Origin of the sequence: Gordonia effusa NBRC 100432, assembly GCF_000241305.1 — a bacterium.
Taxonomy (GTDB): Bacteria; Actinomycetota; Actinomycetes; order Mycobacteriales; family Mycobacteriaceae; genus Gordonia; species Gordonia effusa.
Map to the genome: position 1 here is coordinate 12,498 of NZ_BAEH01000132.1, position 24,869 is coordinate 37,366.

Sequence of the window (24,869 nt, forward strand, 5' to 3'; positions counted from 1 at the left end):
CTAATCAGCGAGTCGTGTAGCCACCGTTGGCGAACAGGGTCTGTCCGGTGATCCACTGGCCTTCGGTCACCAGGAAGGTCACGATCGGCGCGATATCGGTGATCAACGTCAGTCTGCCACCCATCGCCTGCGACTTGTGGAATTCGACGCGCTCGGGTGTCTCCTGACCGTAGAAGAACGGCGTGTCCATCGGACCCGGTGCCACGTTGTTGACCGAGATTCCCCGTGCCGCAAACTCTTTCGACGCCGCGCGGGTGAAATGCTCCACCGGGCTCTTGCCGCCCGCATAGGTGGAATAGCCGTCGGTGAATGCGGCGAGTAGCGCGGTAACGATGGTGACTACCGCGCCATCGTCGTTAAGCCGGCGTCCGGCCTCGGCCAGGAAGAAGTAGGCGGCCTTGGCATTGATATCGAACATCGAATCGTATTCGTCTTCGGTGGTCTCGATGATCGGCTTACGCAGCACTTTGCCAACAGTGTTGATCGCGATGTCGACTCCGCCGAATGCCTCTGTCGTCGCATCAAAGAGGGCGGTCACGTTGGCAGGCTTGGTCAAGTCGGCCTGAAAGATGATGGCTTTGGCACCCGCGGCTTCGACCGCGGCCGAGGTCTCACGCGCGGCGGCGGCCGTTGCATCGCTGTTGTAGTGGATCGCGACGTTGGCGCCGAGATCGGCGAGTTGGGTGCTGATCAGGCCGCCAAGGTTCTTGGCGCCCGCTGCTACGACGGCTGTTTTTCCGGCAAGTGGTTTCGTTGTGTTAGTCACGGTTACGACGTTATGACGAGATTAGTCAAACAACCATCGATAAAAACTGGTCATTAGTCAACTAAGGTTTGTATATGCCGTCACCCAGACTCGACCTCCGCAAGCTCGAACAATTCGTCGCCGCGGCATCCGCACCTTCGCTGGCGGTGGCAGCCGAGCAGAATTTCATTACCCAGCAAGCGTTGTCAGTCGGTATTCGAAGCCTTGAGCGGGAGTTCGGTGTGGCGCTATTCGATCGCTCCCGACGCAAGCTGGAACTGACCCGCGCTGGCCGAGAGCTCTACGATCATGCGCTGCCACTTCTGTCTGGCGCCGATCACATGGTCACCGCCGTACGTCGGGTCGCCCAGGAACGACCCGAAGAGTTCCGGGTCGGCCATTCACCCGCGCTGTCGGGCAACGAGGCGTACCGACTTGTCGAACCGGTGGTACGGGAATGCGGCGACGTCTCGGTCACCCTGCGTCAGGTGTATCCATCCCGGTTGGAACCGATGCTGCTCGACGGTGACGTCGATATGGTCTTGCGACGCGGCGTGGCGACGCCGGAGAGTCTGGCGTCGGCGATCATCACCTACCAGCCGCTGCGGCTCGCGGTGAACGCCACACACGAGTGGGCCGGGCGGGCCGTGGTGGATATCGCAGAACTCGCCGATCGGCCAATCGTCGTGTGGGCGCCGGAGCATCGGTCATTTTATACCGACTACCTGGTATCTCATTGCCGCCGTGCGGGTTTCGATCCAATGCTTATCATCAGCCGTGTTCAGGGCGCGCCTCCCACGAGCGCGGTGATCTATCACCCGCAGGCCTGCGCGTTCGTGACCGACGATGCCGGCCCGGCGATGTCCGGCGACGTCCGAGTCATCGACTTCTCCTCGCCGCCACTCGTACCGGTACAGGGTCTCTGGCTACCGCATACCGTCTCGAAGGCGCGCAGCATCCTATTGGCGGCACAGTCGACTACGGAGAACCGGTCTCCAACAGACGTTTGAAGGCATCCTCGTCGAGGACAGGTACGCCCAGGGATTCCGCCTTCTCTGCCTTGCTTCCCGGCGAATCGCCCACGACCACATAGTCGGTCTTCTTCGACACCGAGCCCGATGCTTTTCCGCCACGCACCAAGATCGCCTCCTTGGCGCCGTCACGGGAGAAGTCGACGAGTGAACCGGTAACCACGATCGTCTTACCTTCGAGAGTTCGCTCGATCGACTGATCGCGTTCGTCGACCATCGAAACGCCTGCCGCACGCCACTTTTCGACAATCTCGCGATGCCAATCGACAGCGAACCAATCAATCACACTCTTGGCCAGAGTGGGGCCGACACCATCGGTCGCTGCCAGACGCTCCTCATCGGCCGACGCGATGGCCTCCAGTGAGCCAAATTCGGTTGCCAGCCCGCGGGCAGCCGTTGGCCCCACATGCCGTATCGAGAGACCGACGAGGACTCGCCACAACGGAACGTTCTTGGCGCCGTTGAGGTTTGCCAACAGCCGTTCACCATTTGCCGAAAGCGCGCCGGCCTTCGTAGTGAAAAGCTCGGTCTTGGCCAAGTCGTCCACAGTCAGCGAGAACAGGTCGCCCTCGTTGGTGATCACGCCGCCGGATAGCAATGCTGTGGCAGCCTCGTAACCGAGGGCTTCGATGTCGAAGGAGCCGCGTCCGGCAAGGTGAAATAGCCGCTCCCGCAGTTGTGCGGGGCACGTCTCCTGGTTGGGACACCGGATGTCCGCGTCGCTCTCCTTCTCCGGACGCAATTCGGTGTGGCATTCTGGGCAGCGCGTTGGCATCTCGAAGGCACGTTCGGAGCCATCCCGCAGCTCGACCACCGGTCCGAGAACCTCGGGAATCACATCGCCCGCCTTGCGGATGGTCACGGTGTCGCCGATCAAAACGCCCTTCCGCACGACTTCGGACGCGTTGTGCAGCGTCGCCCGGGAGACCGTCGATCCGGCGACGAGCACGGGCTCCATAAAGGCGAACGGGGTAACGCGGCCGGTCCGCCCGACGCCAACCTTGATGTCGAGCAGCTTGGTGGTTGCCTCTTCCGGCGGGTACTTGTAGGCGATGGCCCAGCGGGGCGCGCGCGATGTCGATCCGAGGCGACGCTGCGCGGTGACGTCGTCGACCTTGACGACCAGGCCGTCGATCTCATGCTCAACGTCGTGGCGATGCTCGCCCCAGTAGGCGATCTTCTCCAGAATCTGTTCGGCACCAACGGCTTTGGACGTATGCGTGGAGACCGGAAGACCCCAATCGCCGAGCGCCAGGTAGGCGTCGTGCAACGACTCCGGACGCCAACCCTCGGTATGCCCGATGCCGTGACAGATCATGCCGAGGCGGCGTTTGGCGGTTATCTGGGGATTCTTTTGGCGCAGCGAGCCCGCCGCCGAGTTACGCGGGTTGGCGAAGGGCGCCTTACCGTCGGCGACCAGCGACGCGTTCAACGCTTCGAAGTCTTCCAGCCGAAAGAACACCTCCCCACGAACTTCGAGAACCGCTGGCACCGGATAGGTGTCGCTCGGGGCGAGTCGATGTGGGATGTCGTCAATCGTCCGGGCGTTGAGCGTGACGTCTTCACCGGTCCGGCCATCACCTCGAGTCGCGCCGCGAATCAGCACACCATTTTCGTAGACGAGATTTAGTGCCACGCCATCGATCTTGAGTTCACAGAGGAATTCGACCGATGATCCCGCGGCCGCCTGGGTTCTGCTGATCCAGGCCCGCATTTCTTCCTCGTCGAAGACGTTGTCCAGGGACATCATTCGCTCGAGGTGATCGACGGAGGTAAAGGCCGTGGAGAACCCGCCGCCGACCAACTTGGTCGGCGAATCAGCGCTTGCCAGACCGGGATTGGCGTCTTCGAGTGCTTGGAGTCGGCGCAGTAGCGTGTCGAACTCACCGTCGGTGATCACCGGCGCGTCCTTCACGTAATAGCGAAACTGGTGGTCACGGACCTCGTCGGCCAGTTTGGACCACTCTTCACGCGCCTGCGCGCTCACCTCTGCCACGTCGCAAAGCCTAACGCAGTCCTACGACATCCGAGCCCGGGTCGTCATACGCTTAACGCGTGAACGAGTCGGCGGACATGCCTCGAATGGCCGAATTGGTCGCTGCCCTCTCGATCGCCACCGACCTTGGTCTGGGCCTGTCGCAAGAGCACGTCTTGCGCCAAACGCTGATCGCCCGCCGCCTAGGCACACTGGCCGGGTTCTCCGCCGAGCAACAAACCGCCGTCTTCTATGTCTCGTTACTCGCCTGGGTGGGATGTATCTCCGATTCCCACGAATTATCGCGCTCATTCGGCGACGATCTGCGCATCCGCTCGGAGAGCTACCTCATCGACAAGGCCGGCTTGGAAATGATGCGGTTCATGTTCGCGCAGGTGATGCGCGGACGGCCACCCCTACAGGGTGTGACGATGGTGGGCCGAGTACTGGCGAGCGGATTCGCCGACGGCGCCAATTCCTTTGTCACACACTGCCAAACAACCGGCGACATCGCCGATCGCCTGTCCCTGTCATCACACGTCAGGCAGTCTCTGACCCAGGTATTCGAACGTTGGGACGGGCGAGGCACCCCGGGTGACGTCGCGGGCGCTGATATCGATCCGGTGGTACGCGCGGTTCAGATCGCCGACGACGCCGAGGTACTCCACGCTCAGGGCGGGGTTGACGCGGCCACCGAGATGCTTCGTCGCAGGCGTGGCACCGAGTTCGACCCTGAACTGGTCGACCTCATGATCGCGGCCGCACCCGACATATTTGGCGACCTCGATCGCATCGACGCTGCCGAGACGGTCTCACGTCTGGCTCGGGACATCGAAACCCCTTTAACTCCAGCGCAATTCGATGACGCGCTGCTCGTCTTCGGCGACTACGCCGACCTGAAGTCCGCATGGTTCACCGGGCACTCCCGCGCCACCGCCGAACTCGCGTTCAGCGCGGCGTCGGCGGCAGGACTGCCCGAGACCGACTGCCGTCAGATTCGCAATGCCGCGCTCGTCGCCCACCTTGGCCGGACGGGCGTGTCGACGGGGATCTGGAATAAGACGGGACCGCTCAGCGCCGGGGATACCGAACGGATCAGGTCGGTCCCCTATCTGACCGAAAGCATTCTGCGCCGCCAGCATTCGCTGGCCGAGCTTGGCGCACTCGCCGGCATGGTTCACGAACGTATCGACGGATCGGGATATCCGCGCGGACTGTCCGGCGCCGCATTGCCGATGTCGGCGCGCATACTCGCCGTCGCGGACTGGTATCAAACGATGGCGCAGGCGCGACCACATCGCGCCGCGGTGCCCAAGTCCGAGCGCGCGACGATACTGCGGCAGCAAGTCATTGAGGGAAAGTTCGACGAACGGGCGGCACGAGCGGTGTTGGCGGCCGCCGGGCATCGAGTTCCGCGTCGCGTCGCACTCGTTGCCGGGCTGACCGATCGCGAGGTTCAAGTCCTCGTACTCCTGGTGCGCGGATCATCGAACCGGGACATCGCCGAACAACTGCATATCACCCGGCGCACGGTCGGGAGTCACGTCGAGCACATCTACACCAAGATCGGCGTCAGCACTCGTGGGGCGGCCGCGATGTTCGCGATGCGACACGGTCTCATAGACGCCGCGGAGTAAGCGTCGAAGATCGGGTGAATACCCGATGATCGATGCCGGCGATCCTCGTACAACTAGATGCATGACTACTTCAACAACCCTCAGACCATCAACCACCGCTGACCTACCTGACCGCTTCGTATCCGCCGTGACAACCCGAGACTTCGCCGCACTCGGCTCAATACTGAAGGCCGACATACGATTCCGCGCACTCGTTCCTCCTGGACCATTCGAGTTGACCGGCGCACCGGCAGTCGTCGCACAGTTCGAACAGTGGTTTGGCGGCGGTCGCCGTTTCGACGTTCTCGGACATTCGACAGGCATGGTCGGTACGCGCGTTCACGCTCACTGGACGGTCCGGCGCACACCCGATTCGCCCGATGCCGCACCGTTGACCGCAGAGCAGCACGCCTACCTCACCGTCGACGACGCCATCACATCGATTGATCTGGTGTGCTCGGGCTGGCAGGAGACAGTCGCATGAACGCGTCACTCGCCAAAGCTGCGATCAGCCTCACGACCGGTTTGGAGGATCCCGAAAAGGTCACTGTCGCAATGCTCGTCGCCGTCGGCGCGGCCGAGCAGGGACGCTCGACACTGATCTTCCTCACCAAAGAAGCGGTGCGGTTGGCAATCGCTGGCACCGCCGTCGGCACCGCATGCGAAGGCTGCCCGCCACTTCCCGACCTGTTCGCTCGATTCGCCGCCGCAGGTGGACGTTTTCTCATCTGTCCAATCTGCTTCAACGCCAAAGGATTAGGCGCCGACGCGGCGCTCGACAACGCCGAACTCGGTGGCACCGTGCAACTCTGGGAGTGGATCGGCACCGAACCGGTCGCGACATTCAGCTACTGAACCGCGTGCGCAGGCACTAGGCTCAGCCCTATGCCACACCCGATCATGTTCGACGACGACGATCCCGTTCTGGCAAAGATTCGAACGGTCGCACTTGCTTTCCCCGACGCCACCGAAGTTGTCGCGCACGGCCGCCCGACATTCCGCTGCGGCAAGATGTTCGGCAACTACGGCGGCGGCGAAAAAGGCAGCAAGATCCGGCACGATCAGTCGATCCTGTTCATCGCCGACCCCGCCGAACGTGAAGCGCTACTGGCAGATTCGCGATTCTATCTACCCGCCTACGTCGGGGCCTACGGCTGGGTCGGACTGATCCTGGACGAGGACACCGACTGGACCGAAGTCGGCGAACTGCTCGACGCCAGCTATCGACAGATCGCGCCGAAGAAGTCGGTGGCGAAATTGGAGGGGCAACAGCCGACTTGACCTTGCCGCTACGTCATGGTGTGTGATCGCAGTATCAGCACAGACGACTAGCGGAGGTAATCATGCGAATAGGCGAACTCGCCGGACTTGCCGGAGTGTCGCCGCGCACTGTCCGGCACTATCACCAACTGCGTGTACTGCCCGAACCGCGACGTGACGGCAACGGGTACCGCCACTACGACCTGACCGATCTCATTCGTCTACTCCGAGTCCGCGGCCTCACCGATCTCGGTATGAGCCTGGACGAGGTCGCGCACACGGTAGCCGACGACTCCCACGCGGACCTTATCGAAATCCTCACCGAGATCGACTCCTCGCTCGCGGCCCAACAGGACGCCATCCAAGCCAAGCGAGACCGGATTGCGGCGGTGGTCGACGCGGACGGCGAAATGAGATCAGAAGCCCTCCTGGCGATACTCACCACTTTGACCGACACACTCGGCCCCGAACATCCCCAATTCGATCGTGAAGCGGCGATCGCAGAACTACTCGATCACACCGTGTCGGCGAACTCTGCCACTGAGATCTCTCAGATGTACAGCCGCATTGCGGCCGATGATCTTCTGCGACAACAGATCTTGAATCTGACGGCCGAGTTCGAGAAACTCGCCGATGAGCCAGAGTCGTCGCCCAGAGTCGAGGAGATCGTGAAGGCCTTTACTCGTTTCCAACCAGCTCTGCTAGCACTCACGCCACCCGAGCTCGTGGACGACAGCGGCGATTCGATTACCGCCTCGGCGATTCTGCGCGCAGCGTCGACCGGCCTGTCAGCCGCTCAGCGGCGCTGTCTCACGCTACTCACCGACAACATCAGGAATCAGTCATGACTGTCCACAAGACCTTCAAATGGATAACCCCCATCGTCATCGCGGCAGCGATGATCCTCGCGTGGTGCGGCTGGCTATCACCGCGGAACGCGGCACTGACGGCTATGGTCGTCGAAGGACTTCTCGCAGTCATCCTCGTCACCGTCGCGGCCAAAACAGTGACACGTTTGCGCGGACTTCCCAAGGACGGCCATAGCCGCTGGTGGGCTGCGCAAGCGGCACTTTCAGGTGTCCTTCCTCGTCGATTGGCACGCCTGATCGTCGTCGAGCTGCGGTTATTCACCGGCCTCGGCCGAAGTTTATTCACGCGCACACCACAGACCGCCCACACCTATGGACGCGACGCTAAGCCATTGCTCTGGGCGATACTGGCGCTGGGTTTCGTTGAGGGACTCGTGATCGATTTCATCATCCAGTTGATATGGCCCGGCAGTGCCTGGGCGATTGTTGTCGGCGTACTGCATATCTACGCCATTCTCTGGATAGCCGGAATCCTCGCGTCACTGAAGACCCAACCACACCTGGTCGACGCGAGCCAGATCCTCTTGCGCGACAGCGTGTTCCATGAGATTCGCGTACCCATCGAGTCGGTGTTACATGTGGAGCGCGCATTGGAGTCGGGCCCGCTGCGATCCGGATTCGTCATCGATTCCGAGTCGGGCGAACTTCGGATGACCCACGGCGACGCCGCAATCCGGATCTACCTCGCGCCGACCGCTGAGGTGACGTCGGCTGAGGGGCCCATCCAAGGAATCAAGACGATCATTGTGAGCGCCGACGACCCGCGACAGATAACCGATGCGGTGCGGTCGGTAATCCCCGAAGAAGTCGCTGGCGAAATTGGATGGACAACAGCCGCCATAATCGAGAGGTGAGTTTTCGGTACGCAGCTCCCGAGCATCGGTTGTATGACGCGTGCTCTCGTTGGGAACACAACAATGACACCAAGGCGCTGATCGACGACGCAGTGCAATGCCTAGTCGAGGGTCTCGATTCGCCGCACCTGCGGATCCTCGCCGGGGCATCGCCCAACGATGTCCGCGACGAAATCGCCGAACTCGTATACGAGGCCCTAGCCGAACTCGGTATTCCCCAGCCCGCAGACCGCGATCCGTGGGGTGCCCAGGTAGCTGCCGGACGGTTCATCACCCGGCCCGCGACGAACACGATCCGCTTCGAGGTAGGCGAGATTTCCGACTCATGGCTCGATGGCCACGAAGTCCTGGTCTACATCGACGACGTTGAGATGACTTCCCTTGGTGCCGGGCTGGGGATGGACCCCTTCGAATTACTCATCCCCACCAACCGACTGGTAGCGTCCGAGCAACCAACTCGCGTTCCGATCGCTCGGTGCACCTGTGGCCATTACATCTGTGGCGGCACCGACGTCACCATAGTCCGAGAAGGCGACGTCGTTCACTGGGACTGGTCTCTCAAGGCACCCACCAGCGTCGGCAAGACCTTCCAAGCCGCCGCCTACGACGCCGAGGTGACTCGCATCGGAGCCGACCACAGCTGGGAAGATCTCACCGACACTACGATTCGACGCGTGCACACCGCCATCAACTCAGAAGTGTTGGCGCACTACGGATTAACTGTCGATTGGGTGTCCCGGTATCCGCTCGAACCACCGGAGTTGACGGTGGCCTTCCGGCTGACTGAAGGAGGCGAAGAGACCCATCAGATCTTCCTTCGGTTCCCGTGGGCTTCTCCTGACGGACTCGTCCAGACCGTCACCGACGAGCTGCGGAAACACCCGCGGGAGTGGGACGCACGGTGGTCGGCAATTAAGTGCGGCCTGGCCGCACCTCATATCGCGGGGTCGAACTGGAACCCAGAGCGGTAGTCATCTCGAGTCTGTCACCTCAGCCTCTGCGAGGGCATATTTCCCTCGCAGAGGCTGACGACGCAGACTCCAGCAGGGTGCTACAACGCGTCCGGATCCTCGCCGCACAACTGCCCGACCTTGGCGGCGATCGCCAGCGCCCGCGCCGACCACTCGTTGTCGGCACCGGCCAGCCCGCATGTCGGGGACACCGCGATCTGCTCCGATAACACATTGCGCGGCAACCCGATTCGGTCGATGAATTCTGCCAGCCGAGTGCTCAATTGATCCGCGCTGACCATCTTCGCCGGGCGGACCGTCGGCACGATTCCCGCGACGGCGCGACCGCCACGATCGATAAAACTTCCGAAACGATCGAGCTGCGGATCGTCGAGCAAGGAAATATCAAGCGACACAGCGAAATCCGTCAGGTGTTCGATGAGATCCCACCGTGGTACCGCACAACTATGCAACACGATCGGACGCGCGATTCGCGCCGCCATCGACTGCAGCAATTGCGCGGCACCCTCTGCACTCACTTCGGGCATCACGTCGAGCCGGGTAAGCGGCCTAATTCGGCCGTCCAATACCGCACCGATCATCGGTTCATCCAGTTGCACAACGGCATTGCACCCCAGACGACGTTCGACGTCGGCGACCAGTTCGGATAACCCTTCGGCCATCGACGCCACGACGTCACGTACCGCGCCTCGGTCGTGGAGCACTTTATGCCCCGACGCCAACTCCACATTGGCCGCGAAAGTATAAGGGCCGCAGAGAGTGATGGTGAACGGCCGTCCATCGCCACGCAGGCCAGAGCGCTCGAAGACCTCCTCGGCAGCGTCGAGATCGGCGTCGAGATAGCCACGCGCACGGTTGACCAACCGGCCCGGCGGTCCGGCGATCCGATAGGTAGTCGTATCCCCGGGAGATACACGCGCGGTGTCGAGGGCGATATCCACCAGCACCGCAGCGGTGCGGCCAATCATGTCGGCACCGAGGCCACGTGCGGGAAGTTCAGCTAAGAAGGGCCAATCCAGTTCACCGGCAACGAGTTTTGCGGCTGCACGCGGATCTGTCCCGGGCATCGACCCCAGTCCGGCGCCAATGCCGGACATGATGGCGCTCACCGCGCGAGAGCCACCTGCGGCGTGCTGACGGTCGACGCGATCCGGCCCGAACCGAGAACTAGGTCGCCGGCCTCATCGTCGGGCGAATACAGCACCGCCGCTTGGCCTTTGGCGACGCCGGTCAGCGGCTCACGCAGCACGATCTCGATACCCGGCTCACCATCGACATCCATCGGCGAGGCAGTCGCCGGAGCCAGACCGCCATGCGCCCGGACCTGTACGACACAATCAAACGGGGCATCCGGAACCTGCCCCGACGTCCAAATGGCATGCGTGGCAATGATTGACGACACCTGGAGGTGCTCAGCCGAGCCCACCGTCACGGTGCCCGACTCGGCGTCGATTCCTGTCACGTACCGAGGCTTGCCGTCGCCGGCCGGCGCTTCGATGCCCAAGCCTTTGCGCTGTCCGATCGTAAAGCCGTGCACCCCTTCGTGATCCGCGAGTTTCGCACCGCTATCAGCATCGACGACAGCACCGGGACGGATACCGATCTTCGCGCCCAGGAACGCGCGAGTGTCACCGGTCGGAATGAAGCAAATATCATGCGAGTCAGGCTTATTAGCAACCGACAGCCCACGTTCGGCCGCCTCCGCCCGAATGTCGCCCTTGGGGGTATCTCCCACCGGAAACATCGCGCGTGACAACTGCTCGGCAGTGAGCACCGCGAGCACATATGACTGATCCTTGTCGTCGTCGACCGCACGACGCAGCTCGCCGTCGGCGAGACGCGCGTAGTGACCGGTCGCCAACGCGTCGAAGCCCAGTGCCGCTGCTTTCTCAGCTAACGCGGAGAACTTGATCTTCTCGTTGCACGACAGGCACGGGTTAGGCGTCTCCCCGGCGGCATAGGCCGCGACGAAATCGTCGATCACGTCTTCTTTGAAGCGGTCCGCGAAATCCCAGACGTAGAACGGGATGCCAAGAACATCCGCCGCCCTACGCGCGTCGTCGGCATCCTCGCGCGAGCAACAGCCACGCGAACCCGTGCGCAACGCACCGGGCGCGGTGGACAACGCTAGGTGCACGCCGACCACCTCATGTCCCGCGTCGACGGCCCGTGCCGCCGCGACCGCGGAATCGACTCCGCCGCTCATCGCTGCGAGAACTCTCATGTGCGGCTACCTCCTTGAACGACGAGCGACGCGGCTGGGGCCACAGCAGCGCGTTTGCTTGAGCTGACCAGGCCCGCAGCGCGGGCGCGGTCGATGATGGGGCCGAGGACGTCGGCGACCACGGCGATGTCATCGGCTGTCGTCGTCGGGGCCAAGCTGAATCGGAGCGAGCCACGGGCAATGTCCATCGACAAGCCCATCGCGAGAAGCACGTGACTCGCTTGCGCGACGCCGGCGGTACAGGCGGAGCCGGTCGAACACTCCACCCCCTGGGCATCAAGCAACATCAGCAAGGAGTCGCCCTCGCAACGGTCGAAAGACACGTGAACAATGCCGGGCAGTCTATGTCCGCCCGACGGTCCATTTCGACGGGTTCCGGGAAACGCCAGCACAATGTCGGCGAGCTGATCGGCCAACGCCGACGTCGATGCCGCGGCATCGTCCAGATGCTCGACGCTGTATCGCACGGCGGCAGCCATGCCGACCGCTCCCGCGACGTTCTGGGTGCCCGAGCGCAGATCGCGCTCGTGTCCGCCGCCATGGGTGAGCGGCACACACGCCACGTCGCGGCCGATAAGGAGCACACCTACTCCCTGCGGCCCGCCGAACTTATGGGCAGCCACACTCATCGCCGACAGTCCGCTCGCGGCAAAGTCGACGGGTATGTGGCCGACTGCCTGCACAGCGTCGGAGTGCATGGGCACGCCGTACTCCGCGCTAATCGCGGCCAGGTCGGCTATCGGCTCAATGGTGCCGACCTCGTTATTCGCCCACATCACCGACACCAACGCGGTTCGCTCGGCGTTTTCGGCCAACTCCCGACGCAGATCGTCGGGGTTGACGAAACCTTCGCCGTCGACCGGCAGCAGAACCAGCTCAGCGTCGTCGGCGCTTACCAACCACTCGGCGGCATCGAGGATCGCGTGATGTTCGATAGCCGAGATGACTATGCGACGTCGTCGTGGATCGGATCGGTGGCGCGCCCAAAAGATGCCTTTGACCGCGAGGTTGTCCGCTTCGGTTCCACCCGAGGTGAACAACACCTCCGACGGTCGCGCGCCGAGTGCCGCGGCAATTGTCTCGCGGGACTCCTCGAGGAGGCGGCGGGCCTGCCGGCCGGCGCCGTGCAACGACGACGCGTTACCCGACTGGCTCAAGACAGGCAGAATCGCCTCGATGGCGGCGGGCACCATGGCCTGCGACGCGGCATTGTCGAGGTAGACGGAAGTGCGGCTGGATGAAGACATAGTCGTGTCAAGGATAAACGCGCACGGGTGCCTAACAAATTCCTGCCGTAACCGCACGACTGCCGTTCGTCTGAATGACGCTCCCCGACGCCACGGCTAAGGTACGTCCGTGCCAGTTCCGACCTTCGACGATCCGGCGCCCTACCGGTCGCATATTCCCCGGCAGTCGGTGCTCAATTGGCTGACTCTGGTCACCTTTGCAGCACTCGTCGTGGTTCAGGTTGTCTACTGGCCACTGCTGGGTTTCCTAGTGCCGAGTATCACCATCGCTCTGGCGACACCGTTACTCGCGTTCGGTCCGGCCGGTGCCATCACCCGCGCCCTACGCAAACGAGAACTCTCGACATGGTCGGCGGCTCATGGCTTCGCGGTACTCGACAAACCGGATTGGCCGATACCCGCTTTGCCGATCGCGCCGTTCACCATCGCCAGGGCTCGACGTAAGAAGGTCCGCACCGGGATGACCGGGCAGGTCGGCGCGTTTCCCGCCTGGTACATCTTCTACACCTGGGTCAACAACAATTGGGTGCAATTCTCGACGCACTACCGAAACGTCTATGCTCTCCGGCTGCCGAAAGCTCTGCCGCCGTTGACTATCGGTCCGACTATCAGCACCGAAGCCGGGTCGTCGGTGCCCTTCGAATCCATCGATTTCAATAAGTACTGGTGGGTGACCTGTTCCGACCCTGCCTTTGCGAAGGCCGTCATCACGCCGGTGACGATGGACCGCCTACTCGCACTGGGCGTTCCCGTCACCGCCACCACACGAATCGCCATCGTCGGCAATGAACTTGTCGCAATCAGCATCAGCGGCACCCGCGGCGCCGATACCACTCGGATGTATTCTGCGTTACGCATTGTCGCCGAGGGCATTTCACCTTATGTCTGGGAGGAATACGGTCAATGATCTGGCTCTATCTCGCGATCGCCGCCGTCGTGCTGCTGACAATTGCGACTTGGCCGATCCGGGCACGCAATCGCCTGGTATCGATGCAGACGACCGTTGCCGAATCCTGGCGCAACGTCGACATCGAGTTGGCGCGCCGCTGGGACCTGATCCCGCAGCTTGTCGCAGTGGCCAAGGCGTACGCGAAACACGAGGCGCAAACGCTGGCAAACTTGGTGGCACTTCGCACCGGCAGCGACATATCAGCAGACCCGACGCGGGCTGTGGCCGAACTAAGCGATCACGTGATCGCCGACGAAACCCGTCAAGAGAGCCAATTATCTACCGCGGTAACACAATTGCGCACGGTCGCCGAATCATACCCGCAGCTGCGCTCAGCCGAGCACTACAGCGCGGTCATCACAAATCTCCGCGATACCGAGGACCGTATCGCTGCGGCGCGGCGCCTCTACAACGGGAATGTGTCGCGCTATAACGCTGCGCTGCAATCCTTTCCGGCGACGGTCCTTGCCAAGCGGACCGGAATGGCCAGCGCCGAATTCTTCGAGATGGATGAAGCTAGCCGGGATGTGCCGCGCCTTGAACTCTAACTGCTGAAACTGTCCCCGTGGCGGGAGCAGACGGCGATATAGCGCCTGCTCTCCTCAGGGGGACAGTACCAGCGAGACTAACTGGCCAAGGCATGCGCGTAAGGCCGCTGCGGGTCGGCGACGACGAACGGGCCGAGGTCGTCGGGGCGCGTTCCGAACACCAATTCCTCACACCGCGCGGCCAGGTGTCGGCGATCGGCCACCGGCAGCTGCAACTCGTGGACCGTCACCGTCACCGTCATCGAGCGTTGCGCGAGCACCCGGCCCATCGTGTCGTTGATTTCATCATCGCCGATGAAAGCCGGTGCGGTGCAGAGGTTTCCGTCAACGTCGCTATATTCCAAGGTCATCGGCAGCACGGGCACGCCGGCGTCGATGGCGGCCTGGAAGAATGCCGGCCGGAAGCGCCCGGAACTACGCCCGCACCAGGTGGTGCCTTCGGGGAAGACGGCAGCACACTTGTCCCGATGCAGCGCGTCGACAACGGCCTCGACGGAACCGGGCAACTCGCGCAGTGAACTGCGATCGACCGCGATGACTCCCAGGACACGGGCGAGCAGTGACACCGGCCCCATTTCCATCACGTCCGATTTCGCCACGAAATGGGCGGGGCTCACCGACGCAATCGCCAATACATCGAGGAACGACACATGGTTGGCGACGATCAGACCTCGCGCTCGCGCCGGAAACGGCCGCCGATCATCGACGGCGATGCGAATTCCCAGAGCGCCCAACAGCATTCGCGCTACCGACCTGAGGTATCGACGTCGGAGCACACGCGGCGTCGGCAACACGAACACCACCGTCAGTACGAGGTATCCGACGACCAGCGCCAACGCGCACACCCGAAGCGACACTCGAAATCGACCAGCACGGGGCAGTTCCGAACGAACGCAACTCGCGTCGCACGGGCTCGCGGGGAACCAGGCGTGTCGATGCTCGGTCGCGACGGTCATGCCATCCCCCGAGTGGTCAGCCGAGAAACCGTATCCTGCAACCGTTCTCGATATCGCGAGACACCGGCCGAACTGTCCAGGACGGTGAGGAAGTCTCCGACGTCGAAGATGTCGTCGATAGCCGGATCGCCACATACCTTGGCGCCCAACCGAAGGTAGCCGCGCATCAATGGCGGAACGACGACTTTGGCCGGTGGCTCAATATCGTTGAGAGGTGTTCCGTCGATAATCGGCTGACGCAGCGGGTGTGCGCGCCACGGTGCGGCGTGGTCGGTCGCCAAGGTGTCACGAATACCGCGCAAGTCGACACCGCGACTGTTGCGGGCTCCCCCGCCGCGTACCGCGGCACCGTCGAGCGGTACCGAAACACAGCCCATGAGATACCGGTAGTCCGTCTGCGTCAGGTAGTCGAGGAGCGCGGCCCACATCAGTGCGGTCACTGATCCGCTGCGCTGATCACCCGCGACGCATGCCCGGCCCATTTCAACGGTCTGCGACCGGATGACGTCGAGTTCACCCAAGTCGAATTCTTCTGCCGAGTACCACCCACCCGCCGCGATCGCACCGGGTGGCGGCAGAAGCCGACTACAACCGACCAGGTCACCGGTCTCCTCGTCGCGTGCCAGCAGATGGTCACAGAATTCGTCGAAGCGATCGGCGTCGAGGCCGGTCTGTGCGTCGCCGATCTGATCGGAGAATCCGGGCTCGGCAGCGAAGACGTCGTAGCGCAGGCGTTGGGCTTCAACGATGTCGTCCGGGTTGTTGGAGATGTCGAGGACGTAGCCGCCCCCGGCCAGAATCGTGCGGCGTTGATCACCGGTGGTAATCGTATTTGCGCTGCTACCAGTCATGTTTTGAATGAAAGCGAGAGCAGGCAACTACACCGCAACCGCCGACTGTCGTGTCGGGGGGTGAGTAGTGAACATGCCCCGACCTATGGTGAAAAGCGCGATGACCCCCGGCTTACCGCCGGGGGTCATCGAGTTGAACAGCGCCTATGAACTACTTGCGCTTCTTGATCTCTTCGGTCAACTGCGGTGCGACGTTGAACAGATCGCCAACGATGCCGTAGTCACTGATCTCGAAGATCGGGGCTTCTTCATCCTTGTTGACGGCCACGATGGTCTTCGAGGTCTGCATACCCGCACGGTGCTGGATCGCACCGGAGATACCGAGCGCGATGTAGAGCTGGGGCGACACGGTCTTGCCGGTCTGGCCCACCTGGAACTGGCCCGGGTAATAGCCCGAGTCGACTGCCGCACGCGAGGCGCCGACAGCGGCACCGAGCGAGTCGGCGAGTTCTTCGACGACCGAGAACTTCTCGGCCGAGCCGACGCCACGACCACCGGAGACGACGATCGACGCCTCGGTGAGTTCCGGACGGTCGCCACCGACGTTGGGTTCCACCGACAGCACCTTGACCGCGTTCTCGGCCGGTGCCGGCACCTCGACGTCGACGCGGGTACCCGCGCCGGCAGCCGGAGCAGCCTCGATGGCACCCGGGCGGACCGTTGCGATCACGGTGCCGTTGACCTCGGCGTCGACGGTGTACGCGCCACCGAAGATCGAGTGGACGGCGCCACCGGGCTTGACCTCGATGACGTCGGCGAGCACGCCGCCGCCCAGTCGTACGGCGAGTCGGCCGGCAATCTCTTTTCCGTCCGATCCGGCGGCCAGCAGGATGCCGGCCGGCGAGGCGGTCTCCGCGATCGACGACAGCACGTCGACCTGCGGGCTCAGCAGGTAAGCGGTGTTCTCGTCGGATTCGGCGACGTAGATCTTCTCGGCGCCGGCTTCGGTCAGTCCGGCGATGACGGCGTCAGCCGAACCCGACTTCCCGATGACGACAGCCGATGGCTCGCCAAGCGCGCGAGCAGCGGTAATGAGTTCTGCGGTGACCTTCTTCAGCCCACCTTCGGCATCCTGCTCAACGAGCACGAGTACTTCTGCCATGGTTTCTCTCCTGGAGTATGTGGTGTGAGTGTCTTCGAACACGATCGGCCCGATGCGGGGTCAGCTACCGACGTAGGCCCGCCGCTCGAGATCGATGGTTGAGTTAGATGATCTTCTGACCGACCAGGAACTCGGCAACCTTGGTGCCGCCGTCGCCTTCGTCGACCACGCGCTCGCCGGCCTGCTTGGCTGGCTTCGGGGTCACCGCGGTGACCTTGCTGCCAGCATTCGCCAGTCCGACGACGTCGGCGTCGATGCCCAGGTCAGCCAGGGTCAGAACCTCGATCTCCTTCTTCTTCGCGGCCATAATGCCCTTGAAGGATGGGAAACGCGGTTCGTTGATCTTCTCGTTCACACTTACGATCGCCGGGAGAGCACCCTCAACCTTGGTGATGCCTTCGTCGGTCTCGCGCTCGCCGGTGACCTTCTCACCATCGACGGTGACCTTACGCAGCGAGGTGAGGTGCGGGAGTTCGACATACTCGGCGATCATCGCCGGCACCGCGCCAACCCGACCGTCGGAAGCTTCGTTACCCGCGATGACCAGCTCGACGCCTTCGACGGTGCCCAGCGCAGCAGCCAGAACGTACGCGGTCTGCACCGCGTCGGAGCCGTGCAGCAACTCGTCGTTGATGTGGATCGCCTTGTCAGCGCCCATCGACAGCGCCTTGCGAATCGCGTCGGTTGCCTTGTCGGGTCCGGCGGTCAACACGGTCACCTCACCGCCGTTGGCTTCCTTGATCTGCAGGGCTTCTTCGACGGCCTTCTCGGTGATCTCGCAGATCACCGGGTCGATCTCGCGATCGAGGGTGAAGTCCGAGTCATTGAGCTTGCGTTCCGACCCGGTGTCGGGAACCTGCTTGATCAGTACGACAATGTTTGTCATGGGTCTTCGTCGACCTCCTGCGTCGGGTTCAGGCAACTTACCGGCGGGTAAGGCCTTTGGGTCCTCCCTACTTTAACGCGTTGCTACGACAGACCAAACGGGGCCTACCTCACAGTTTGGGTGAGAAAATTGTCACACCCCGACCAGAATCTGATCCTTCTCGCGCTCCGCGGCCTCAATCTCACGGACTAAGGGCAGCACCTTCTCGCCGAAGTATTCAATCTCCTCCTGGAAGTGCAGGAACCCGCCAAGGATGAGGTCGACGCCACGGCGTCGGTAATTCGCGATCCGCTCGGCGATCTGTTCGGGGGTGCCGATCAACTGAGTCCGGAAGCCGTCGTTGTATTGCACGAGGTCCTCGAAGCTCGAGTCGGCCCACATCCCCTTCTTGCTCGACGTTGAGTTGCCGGCCTGCTGGACCGCGTCCCGGAAGCCTTCCACCGCAGGACGATTCGCCTTCTCGATGATCTCGCGCAAGGTGTCGCGCGCTTCCTTCTCGGTATCGCGGGCGATGATGAATCCGTTGAGTCCGAACTTCACCTCGCGGCTGTTGGCCTGCGCCTCCGCGCGGACGTCGACGATCTGCTCGGTGACACCGTCGTAGTCCTTGCCATTGGAGAAGTACCAGTCGGCGTAGCGGCCGCCGTTGCGACGAGCGGCTTGCGAGTTGCCGCCCTGGAAAATTTCCGGATTGGGGCGTTCGGGGGTGTTCAGCGGTTTGGGCTTGAGCGTGAAGTCGTGGATTCGGTAGAAGTCACCCCGGAAATCGACGTCATCTTCGGTCCAGATCTTGCGCAGCACCTGAAGGAATTCGGCACTTCGGCGGTAACGTTCGTCGTGTTCGAGCCACGGCTCTCCCAGGTGGGTGAACTCGTCCTTGAACCAGCCGCTCACTACGTTGACCGCAAACCGGCCGTTGGAAAGAATATCGGCGGTCGCGCCGAGTTTCGCCAGCACAGCTGGCTGCCACAGACCGGGATGAACGGCCGCGATGACCTTCAACCGCTCGGTCGCCAGAAGCAGCGCGAGGCTGAAACTCGTCGACTCGTGCTGGAACTCCGCGCCGTAACTCGCTTCGTAACGAACCTGCGAGAGCGCATAGGTGAAGCCGTTGTTTTCGGCGGTCTGCGCGAGCTTCTTGTTGTATTCGTAGTCCCAGCTCGTGCGCTGTTCGATGTCGCTGGTGACCAACCCGCCGCTCACATTGGGTACCCAGTAGGCGAATTCGACTTCGTCTGCGACGCGTTCGGTGGTCATGCTGTCCTCTCCTCGCCACGACACGACAACCAGCTCGCCGCCTGGGGCGGAATGAGCCAAATATGAAGTGGCGCTACGGGTTTGATGGTTATCAGTGGGCGACTCGATGTCGTCGCATGCCCGTTCAGAACACCACCGGGCGGCGCAGGGGGTCAACAAAATGGCTCAGCGTGAGTTTAAGGACGCGAACTCCGTCGCCGAGTTCGCCGCTTGCCGTGGAAAATCGTCCGAATAGTTACTCACCGAGGGCAACTTGCCCTCGGCGGCGACTTATTCGGACGATTTTCCGGAGACGGGGGTCTCGACGTCGGATCACCGCGACTCGATACACCGGCGACCTCGCGAGCTCGGACGTCGACACTTGACGACCGGGGGCACGCCGCCTGTTACGCGCTCATCTCCAACGACAATTCCATCAGTTTCTTCGGTGCCGCGCACGGATCCTCCACGGCCGCAGGGCGATTCACGAACCACGTGTAGATCCCGCGACCCGGTGACTTGGCCGTCACTCCGCATGTTCCCGGTCGATCAGCCTTCGTCTGAGTAAACCCGGTGGCGCTACCGATCTTGATAATCTCGGTTGCGTAGCCAAGCGAGGCGGCAACCGATTTTTCCCGACGTATCGTGTTCCACTCGAACCAGTGGAAACTCACCCAGACATCACCGGAGGCTTCCCACCGGCAGATCGGTCCGCTGAATTCGTTGTCCTTGATCGAAGCGCCGACGGCCTTGGCGATTTCGGTGATAGTGAGCAACTGGCATTCGAGACTGAGCCGTTCGAACTTGTCGGTATCAACCCGGGCCTGACGGCTGGGAGTCGACGACGTCGCGGCAGAATCCTGGCTCGAACCACCACATCCGGTCAGGACCAGAATTCCGCAGAGTACCGCCGCCAGCCCCGGCCACATACGCCTCATTTGGCACGCTCGATCGACATCCGCGCCAATTCGCGTACTGCCTGGCACACCTTATCGATGCCGACGTTATTGACGCCTTCCTCATCCATCCGAGCACTCCATTCGATGAAGTCAGCGTCGAAACCGATTCCGGTCTCACAGACCGTACCGGCCGACGCTATGAAGCCCGAATGCCCACTGATCGTGATGTCTTGAATATCGTCCTTGGTCAGCTCCACCCCACCGCGCTCGCGATCAAGTGGAGAACCGCGATACCAATTGAAGGAGACGCGCGCCGAACTGCCCGCCACCCATTGACATTCCGCTGTCGTTTCGGCGACTAATCGCAGGCCGCTGAACCCGGTCTGGGTGGCAACTTCATTCAATTCGATGCCGCCGCACGCCCGGAAGGACGGACCGGTGACAGTTGGCGTCGCCGCGGGCGTCTCAGAGTCATCAGCGGAGTCGTCGTTGGCGCAGGCCGTGGTGAGGACCAGAACAGCGAATAACGCTGCAACTGACGCAACCCCTGACCGCACAATCAACTCCAACTCATTCCAACCCTCAGTGGGGCTGATATTCGATATTGCCAACGTCAGTATTACGGTAACAGCATTTTGGCGATGACCGCTGCCGTCGGCTTGGCCCACGCTCGCCAAGCGATACCCGTCGTAGTTGACGAGTCAAGGCATCGCAGCGCCCCCACGAAACTGAAACGCGTTCACCCGACATCGTCGCTGACACAGAGCCGTTTGATGGGTTGTGAGCGGACATATGACTGCTCGGTCGGATCGATTGTCGCGGCCCAGGACCCTGCGGCTACCCTCAAGGGGATGACCGAATCGACAAGTCCCGCTACCGATGCTTCGAAAACCATCGATGAGCAGGCAACACTCGCATTGACCGGCGAACGGACCAGCCCCGGAATCCCCGAGGAGAATTACTGGTTCCGACGGCACGAGGTGGCCTACGAATACATCCTCGATGCTGTCGAAGGCAAAGATGTACTGGAAGCCGGCTCGGGTGAGGGATATGGGGCGTCGATGCTCTCGACCCGCGCCGCCGGCGTTGTCTGCGTCGACTATGACTCGTCCGCGGTCGAACACACTCGGTCCCGATATCCACAGCTAACCGTCCATCAGGGCAACCTGATCGACCTTCCGCTCGACGACGAATCGGTCGATGTCGTGGTCAACTTCCAGGTCATCGAACACCTCTGGGACCAGCCACTGTTCATCCGCGAATGTGCCCGCGTCTTGCGCCCGGGTGGTCGACTGTTCATCTCTACCCCGAACCGCATCACCTTCTCGCCCGGCCGCGACACTCCACTCAACCCATTCCACACCCGCGAACTCAATGCGCTCGAACTAACCGAACTTCTCGTCGAGAACGGCTTCGAGGTTCCGGAAATGCTCGGTGTGCACCACGGTGACGCACTGCTCGGCCTCGATGCCAAGTGGGACGGCTCGATCATCGACGCGCAGATCAACCGCGCGCTGGCCGGTGAACCATGGCCCGCATCGCTGACCGCTGACGTCGCAGGCGTGACGACGGCCGATTTCGCGATCCGCCCCGGCGACGTCGACGCGAGTCTGGATCTGCTGGCCCTGACGACTCGGGGCTCATGACCGACCGCGTACCCGGACAGTTCACGCTGGTCCTGCACTCACATCTGCCGTGGTTGGTGAACCACGGCAGGTGGCCGGTTGGCGAGGAATGGCTCTATCAATCATGGGCCGCGTCATATCAACCGGTCTTCGACGTCCTCCGACGTCTCGCCGCCGATGGCATGAAAAACCAAGTGTCCCTTGGCATCACACCGGTTTTGGCCGCCCAGCTCGACGACCCGCACGCAACCGCGTCGATGTACGAATGGCTGGCCGACTGGCAACTACGCGCGATGGAACTGGCAACCAGTCGCGACGCGTTACGCCGCGAGCACGGCAACCGCGAATACCGCGCCGCCGCAACGGCTTTGGCCGACTTCGAGCAGCACTGGCGCCACGGCGGCAGTGCTGCCATCCGCTCGTTGATCGACGCCGACGTCATCGAATTACTCGGCGGCCCACTGGCACATCCGTTCCAGCCGCTCCTGGACCCTCGCCTGCGCCGATTCTCACTAAGTGAAGGTCTCGCTGACGCCCGACTTCGTTGGGGCCACACCCCGGCCGGTATCTGGGCGCCCGAATGCGCCTTCACCCCCGGGATGGAGGCCGAGTACTCCGCGGCCGGCATTGGGCATTTCATGGTCGATGGCCCGACGCTTCGCGGCGACACGGCTCTGGGCCGTCCGGTCGGCGACACCGATGTCGTCGCGTTCGGCCGCGATCTGCAGGTCAGCTACCGGGTGTGGTCGCCGAAATCCGGGTATCCCGGCCACGCCGCCTACCGCGACTTCCACACCTACGACCACGAATCAGGTCTCAAACTCTCGCGTGTCACCGGCCGCACGGTAGACGGTCCCGACAAAGCTCCATACGATCCCGCGCGCGTCGACGCCGTACTCGACCGGCACGTTGACGAATTCGTCGGCCATGTTCGTGATCGCCTTATCACCGAATCCGAGCGGATCGGCCGCGACGCACTGGTGGTCGCCGCCTTCGACACCGAGCTCTTCGGCCACTGGTGGCATGAGGGTCCGCAGTGGCTCGAGCGGGTTTTGCGCCGCTTACCCGAAGCGGGAGTCACCGTCGGCACTCTCGACGGGGCTCGACAAGGCGGGTTCCTCGGCGCGCCAGTCGAACTCACCGATTCGTCGTGGGGCTCGGGCAAGGACTGGCGAGTGTGGGCCGGCCCGCAAGTCGAGCATTTCGTCGATCTGAATGCCGAAGTGGTGCAGACCGCACTCGACACCGTCGACAAGCAGATGGCAAGCGCCCCAACCACTTTCCGTGATCGAGTCAATGATCAGATTCTGCGCGAGGCGTTACTGACGGTGTCCTCGGATTGGCCGTTCATGGTTTCCAAGGACACCGCGGCCGGATATGCCACCGACCGGGCCCATAAACACGCGCATGCCACTCGGGAGATCTGCGACGCCGCGGCGTCGGGCCGCGCATCGACCGCAGTTCGACTGGCGACGAACTGGGGCCGCGCGGATAATCTTTTCGCAGCGGTCGACGCGCGTCGGTTGCCAGCGGCAAGCGACGTATTAGCCGCACCCGCCACGTTCCCAACGAATGCCATCCGGAGGGATCTGCGATGAGAATCCTGCTCGTGTCCTGGGAGTATCCGCCCGTCGTCGTCGGCGGGCTGGGGCGGCATGTCCACAATCTCGCCATCGAGTTGGCCGCCGCCGGTCACGACGTCGTCGTGTTGACTCGCCGCCCAACCGGCACCGATGCCCTCACCCACCCCACCGTCGACCATCGGGTCGAAGGTGTCCGCGTAATCGCTGCCGCGGAAGATCCCAGCGAATTCGACTTCGGCCGCGACATGATGGCCTGGACCCTCGCGATGGGCCATTCACTGATCCGCGCGGGACTGACCCTGGCCGCATTCGGTGCGGCCAATGCCGGCGAGCCCTGGATACCCGACGTCGTGCACGCGCATGACTGGCTGGTCGCACATCCGGCCATCGCACTCGCTGAATTCTTCGACATCCCACTGGTTTCCACGATTCACGCGACCGAGGCCGGGCGGCATAGCGGTTGGGTGTCGGGCCCGGTCAACCGACAGGTGCATTCAATTGAATGGTGGCTCGCGGCTGAGTCTGATGCGCTCATCACCTGCTCGACGTCGATGCGCGACGAGGTGAACCGCCTCTTCGGCCCGGACATCCCGGAAATTAGCGTCATCCACAACGGAATCGACATTGCCACTTGGCCTTTCGCGGAACGATCCGAACGCCCTGGCGGTCCAGAACTCCTATTCGCCGGACGGCTGGAGTATGAGAAGGGGGTGCAGGATCTGCTCGCCGCGCTCCCCCGCATTCGGCGTAGCCACCCCGGCACGACGGTGACGATCGCCGGGGCGGGAACACAATTGGACTGGCTGACCGAGCAGGCCAAGCGGCATCGGGTATCGGGAGCGGTCGAGTTCATCGGCGGCGTCGACCACGAGGGTCTCGTCGATCTGATGCACCGCTGCGATGCGATTGTGCTGCCAAGTCGCTACGAGCCATTCGGCATCGTCGCGCTGGAAGCCGCGGCAACCGGTGCGCCCCTTGTGGTTTCGACCGCTGGCGGTCTGGGTGAAGCGGTCACCGACGGGGTCTCCGGGATGACCTTCCCGCCGGCCGACGTGACCGGACTGGCCGCAGCGGTTCGGGCTACCCTCAACGATCCGGCAGCGGCGTCGGCGCGTGCGCGACGTGCGCGGGCACAACTCACCGAGGACTTCTCCTGGGTCGAGGTCGCCGAACGTACCGCCGGCGTCTACTTGGCCGCCAAACGCAGGGTCCGGCACGCCATCGGCCGTCCCAATATCGTGGAACGTCCACTGCCCGAACGCGATCCGAATAAGCCGGCCTAACCCCTTCCGAGAAAATCGTCCGAATAACTACTCGGCAAGGGCAATATGCCCTCGCCGGGGTGTTATTTTCCCGATTTTCACCAGTCGGCCCGGCCCCAGCCTCGCAAATCCGACATATGCCTGACGTAGGATTACCGCATCGTCGCACTGTCAACAGGA

Annotated in this window: 25 protein-coding genes; 13 read left to right on the top strand and 12 right to left on the bottom strand. The window is 62.7% G+C overall.

Translation table 11 applies throughout. The features are described 5' to 3' along the window. Positions 1–4 precede the first annotated feature (4 nt). Positions 5–766: an SDR family oxidoreductase gene (locus tag GOEFS_RS21775; RefSeq protein WP_007320118.1), complete on the bottom strand. Its 762-nt coding sequence runs from the start codon at positions 764–766 to the stop codon at positions 5–7. 74 nt (positions 767–840) lie between these two features. On the opposite strand from GOEFS_RS21775, the gene GOEFS_RS21780 reads away from it, so the two are divergent. Beyond that, positions 841–1,755 carry a LysR family transcriptional regulator gene (locus GOEFS_RS21780; RefSeq protein ID WP_007320119.1) on the top strand — a complete coding sequence of 305 codons (915 nt, stop codon included), beginning with the start codon at positions 841–843 and terminating at the stop codon, positions 1,753–1,755. On the opposite strand, the gene ligA is transcribed toward GOEFS_RS21780, so the two are convergent. After that, positions 1,724–3,772, bottom strand: coding sequence for an NAD-dependent DNA ligase LigA (gene ligA, locus GOEFS_RS21785; protein WP_007320120.1), 2,049 nt, complete (start codon positions 3,770–3,772; stop codon positions 1,724–1,726). The two genes, GOEFS_RS21780 and ligA, sit on opposite strands and share 32 nt — an antisense overlap. A gap of 59 nt (positions 3,773–3,831) precedes the next feature. Here ligA and GOEFS_RS21790 point away from each other — a divergent pair, with 59 nt between their 5' ends. From GOEFS_RS21790 to GOEFS_RS21820, 7 genes are all read left to right on the top strand, one after another. Then, the gene (locus GOEFS_RS21790) at positions 3,832–5,388 is read left to right on the top strand and encodes an HD domain-containing phosphohydrolase (RefSeq protein WP_245549944.1); all 1,557 of its coding nucleotides are present in this window, start codon (positions 3,832–3,834) and stop codon (positions 5,386–5,388) included. A 61-nt stretch (positions 5,389–5,449) separates the two neighbouring features. Beyond that, positions 5,450–5,851, top strand: a complete 402-nt coding sequence (locus tag GOEFS_RS21795) for a nuclear transport factor 2 family protein (protein WP_007320122.1) — start codon at positions 5,450–5,452, stop codon at positions 5,849–5,851. Beyond that, positions 5,848–6,222 (top strand): DsrE family protein, encoded by a 375-nt coding sequence (locus GOEFS_RS21800; protein WP_007320123.1) that lies wholly within the window; start codon positions 5,848–5,850, stop codon positions 6,220–6,222. The genes GOEFS_RS21795 and GOEFS_RS21800 overlap by 4 nt, the downstream gene beginning before the upstream one ends. A 30-nt stretch (positions 6,223–6,252) precedes the next feature. Next, positions 6,253–6,648 (top strand): MmcQ/YjbR family DNA-binding protein, encoded by a 396-nt coding sequence (locus GOEFS_RS21805; protein ID WP_007320124.1) that lies wholly within the window; start codon positions 6,253–6,255, stop codon positions 6,646–6,648. A 62-nt stretch (positions 6,649–6,710) separates the two neighbouring features. Further along, positions 6,711–7,475 carry a helix-turn-helix domain-containing protein gene (locus tag GOEFS_RS22700; RefSeq protein ID WP_007320125.1) on the top strand — a complete coding sequence of 255 codons (765 nt, stop codon included), beginning with the start codon at positions 6,711–6,713 and terminating at the stop codon, positions 7,473–7,475. Next, positions 7,472–8,350 (top strand): hypothetical protein, encoded by an 879-nt coding sequence (locus GOEFS_RS21815; protein ID WP_007320126.1) that lies wholly within the window; start codon positions 7,472–7,474, stop codon positions 8,348–8,350. Before GOEFS_RS22700 ends, GOEFS_RS21815 begins: the two co-directional genes overlap by 4 nt. Beyond that, entirely contained in the window at positions 8,347–9,321 is a 975-nt protein-coding gene (locus GOEFS_RS21820) for a hypothetical protein (RefSeq protein ID WP_007320127.1), read from the top strand. Before GOEFS_RS21815 ends, GOEFS_RS21820 begins: the two co-directional genes overlap by 4 nt. 80 nt (positions 9,322–9,401) lie before the next feature. On the opposite strand, the gene GOEFS_RS21825 is transcribed toward GOEFS_RS21820, so the two are convergent. From GOEFS_RS21825 to GOEFS_RS21835, 3 genes are read right to left on the bottom strand one after another with little or no spacing between them, the layout of a single operon-like run. Next, positions 9,402–10,430: a uroporphyrinogen decarboxylase/cobalamine-independent methonine synthase family protein gene (locus GOEFS_RS21825; protein WP_007320128.1), complete on the bottom strand. Its 1,029-nt coding sequence runs from the start codon at positions 10,428–10,430 to the stop codon at positions 9,402–9,404. Further along, on the bottom strand, positions 10,427–11,545 hold the full coding sequence (gene mnmA / locus GOEFS_RS21830) for a tRNA 2-thiouridine(34) synthase MnmA (protein WP_007320129.1): 1,119 nt from the start codon (positions 11,543–11,545) through the stop codon (positions 10,427–10,429). The genes GOEFS_RS21825 and mnmA overlap by 4 nt, the downstream gene beginning before the upstream one ends. Further along, the gene (locus GOEFS_RS21835) at positions 11,542–12,792 is read right to left on the bottom strand and encodes a cysteine desulfurase family protein (protein WP_083837394.1); all 1,251 of its coding nucleotides are present in this window, start codon (positions 12,790–12,792) and stop codon (positions 11,542–11,544) included. The genes mnmA and GOEFS_RS21835 overlap by 4 nt, the downstream gene beginning before the upstream one ends. A gap of 109 nt (positions 12,793–12,901) precedes the next feature. Here GOEFS_RS21835 and GOEFS_RS21840 point away from each other — a divergent pair, with 109 nt between their 5' ends. Together GOEFS_RS21840 and GOEFS_RS21845 are read left to right on the top strand one after the other, a co-directional pair. Then, positions 12,902–13,699, top strand: coding sequence for a hypothetical protein (locus GOEFS_RS21840; protein ID WP_007320131.1), 798 nt, complete (start codon positions 12,902–12,904; stop codon positions 13,697–13,699). Next, on the top strand, positions 13,696–14,289 hold the full coding sequence (locus GOEFS_RS21845) for a LemA family protein (protein ID WP_007320132.1): 594 nt from the start codon (positions 13,696–13,698) through the stop codon (positions 14,287–14,289). Before GOEFS_RS21840 ends, GOEFS_RS21845 begins: the two co-directional genes overlap by 4 nt. 77 nt (positions 14,290–14,366) lie before the next feature. Here the strand turns inward: GOEFS_RS21845 and GOEFS_RS21850 are convergent, their stop codons facing one another. The 7 genes from GOEFS_RS21850 to GOEFS_RS21880 form a co-directional block, all read right to left on the bottom strand. After that, complete coding sequence (locus GOEFS_RS21850) at positions 14,367–15,146, bottom strand: lysophospholipid acyltransferase family protein (RefSeq protein ID WP_245549945.1); 780 nt, start codon at positions 15,144–15,146, stop codon at positions 14,367–14,369. A gap of 95 nt (positions 15,147–15,241) precedes the next feature. After that, positions 15,242–16,096 carry a GNAT family N-acetyltransferase gene (locus GOEFS_RS21855; RefSeq protein ID WP_040525946.1) on the bottom strand — a complete coding sequence of 285 codons (855 nt, stop codon included), beginning with the start codon at positions 16,094–16,096 and terminating at the stop codon, positions 15,242–15,244. A gap of 151 nt (positions 16,097–16,247) precedes the next feature. Beyond that, entirely contained in the window at positions 16,248–17,198 is a 951-nt protein-coding gene (locus tag GOEFS_RS21860; RefSeq protein ID WP_007320135.1) for an electron transfer flavoprotein subunit alpha/FixB family protein, read from the bottom strand. A gap of 103 nt (positions 17,199–17,301) precedes the next feature. Continuing rightward, positions 17,302–18,084 carry an electron transfer flavoprotein subunit beta/FixA family protein gene (locus GOEFS_RS21865; RefSeq protein ID WP_007320136.1) on the bottom strand — a complete coding sequence of 261 codons (783 nt, stop codon included), beginning with the start codon at positions 18,082–18,084 and terminating at the stop codon, positions 17,302–17,304. Between the two features lie 132 nt (positions 18,085–18,216). Continuing rightward, positions 18,217–19,341: a dimethylsulfone monooxygenase SfnG gene (sfnG, locus tag GOEFS_RS21870; RefSeq protein WP_007320137.1), complete on the bottom strand. Its 1,125-nt coding sequence runs from the start codon at positions 19,339–19,341 to the stop codon at positions 18,217–18,219. Positions 19,342–19,727: 386 nt separating this feature from the next. Further along, complete coding sequence (locus GOEFS_RS21875; protein ID WP_007320138.1) at positions 19,728–20,249, bottom strand: DUF3558 domain-containing protein; 522 nt, start codon at positions 20,247–20,249, stop codon at positions 19,728–19,730. A gap of 5 nt (positions 20,250–20,254) precedes the next feature. After that, the gene (locus GOEFS_RS21880) at positions 20,255–20,776 is read right to left on the bottom strand and encodes a DUF3558 family protein (RefSeq protein WP_007320139.1); all 522 of its coding nucleotides are present in this window, start codon (positions 20,774–20,776) and stop codon (positions 20,255–20,257) included. A gap of 294 nt (positions 20,777–21,070) precedes the next feature. Between GOEFS_RS21880 and GOEFS_RS21885 the strand changes: the two genes are divergently transcribed. The 3 genes from GOEFS_RS21885 to GOEFS_RS21895 are packed head-to-tail and all read left to right on the top strand — an operon-like array spanning position 21,071 to position 24,710. Beyond that, on the top strand, positions 21,071–21,865 hold the full coding sequence (locus tag GOEFS_RS21885; RefSeq protein WP_050950034.1) for a class I SAM-dependent methyltransferase: 795 nt from the start codon (positions 21,071–21,073) through the stop codon (positions 21,863–21,865). Then, positions 21,862–23,442 carry a 1,4-alpha-glucan branching protein domain-containing protein gene (locus GOEFS_RS21890; protein WP_007320141.1) on the top strand — a complete coding sequence of 527 codons (1,581 nt, stop codon included), beginning with the start codon at positions 21,862–21,864 and terminating at the stop codon, positions 23,440–23,442. Before GOEFS_RS21885 ends, GOEFS_RS21890 begins: the two co-directional genes overlap by 4 nt. Next, positions 23,439–24,710 (top strand): glycosyltransferase family 4 protein, encoded by a 1,272-nt coding sequence (locus tag GOEFS_RS21895; RefSeq protein ID WP_007320142.1) that lies wholly within the window; start codon positions 23,439–23,441, stop codon positions 24,708–24,710. The genes GOEFS_RS21890 and GOEFS_RS21895 overlap by 4 nt, the downstream gene beginning before the upstream one ends. The last annotated feature ends 159 nt before the right edge of the window (positions 24,711–24,869 follow it).

Bases quoted from the DNA above. Each gene is read 5' to 3' on its own strand.
- GOEFS_RS21885 (WP_050950034.1), top strand. From the start codon at position 21,071: ATGACCGAATCGACAAGTCCCGCTACCGATGCTTCGAAAACCATCGAT.
- sfnG (WP_007320137.1), bottom strand. From the start codon at position 19,341: ATGACCACCGAACGCGTCGCAGACGAAGTCGAATTCGCCTACTGGGTA.
- GOEFS_RS21890 (WP_007320141.1), top strand. From the start codon at position 21,862: ATGACCGACCGCGTACCCGGACAGTTCACGCTGGTCCTGCACTCACAT.
- mnmA (WP_007320129.1), bottom strand. From the start codon at position 11,545: ATGAGAGTTCTCGCAGCGATGAGCGGCGGAGTCGATTCCGCGGTCGCG.
- GOEFS_RS21845 (WP_007320132.1), top strand. From the start codon at position 13,696: ATGATCTGGCTCTATCTCGCGATCGCCGCCGTCGTGCTGCTGACAATT.
- GOEFS_RS21800 (WP_007320123.1), top strand. From the start codon at position 5,848: ATGAACGCGTCACTCGCCAAAGCTGCGATCAGCCTCACGACCGGTTTG.
- GOEFS_RS21875 (WP_007320138.1), bottom strand. From the start codon at position 20,249: ATGTGGCCGGGGCTGGCGGCGGTACTCTGCGGAATTCTGGTCCTGACC.
- GOEFS_RS21855 (WP_040525946.1), bottom strand. From the start codon at position 16,096: ATGACTGGTAGCAGCGCAAATACGATTACCACCGGTGATCAACGCCGC.
- GOEFS_RS21860 (WP_007320135.1), bottom strand. From the start codon at position 17,198: ATGGCAGAAGTACTCGTGCTCGTTGAGCAGGATGCCGAAGGTGGGCTG.
- GOEFS_RS21795 (WP_007320122.1), top strand. From the start codon at position 5,450: ATGACTACTTCAACAACCCTCAGACCATCAACCACCGCTGACCTACCT.
- GOEFS_RS21805 (WP_007320124.1), top strand. From the start codon at position 6,253: ATGCCACACCCGATCATGTTCGACGACGACGATCCCGTTCTGGCAAAG.
- GOEFS_RS21780 (WP_007320119.1), top strand. From the start codon at position 841: ATGCCGTCACCCAGACTCGACCTCCGCAAGCTCGAACAATTCGTCGCC.
- GOEFS_RS21815 (WP_007320126.1), top strand. From the start codon at position 7,472: ATGACTGTCCACAAGACCTTCAAATGGATAACCCCCATCGTCATCGCG.
- GOEFS_RS22700 (WP_007320125.1), top strand. From the start codon at position 6,711: ATGCGAATAGGCGAACTCGCCGGACTTGCCGGAGTGTCGCCGCGCACT.
- GOEFS_RS21895 (WP_007320142.1), top strand. From the start codon at position 23,439: ATGAGAATCCTGCTCGTGTCCTGGGAGTATCCGCCCGTCGTCGTCGGC.
- GOEFS_RS21865 (WP_007320136.1), bottom strand. From the start codon at position 18,084: ATGACAAACATTGTCGTACTGATCAAGCAGGTTCCCGACACCGGGTCG.
- GOEFS_RS21835 (WP_083837394.1), bottom strand. From the start codon at position 12,792: ATGTCTTCATCCAGCCGCACTTCCGTCTACCTCGACAATGCCGCGTCG.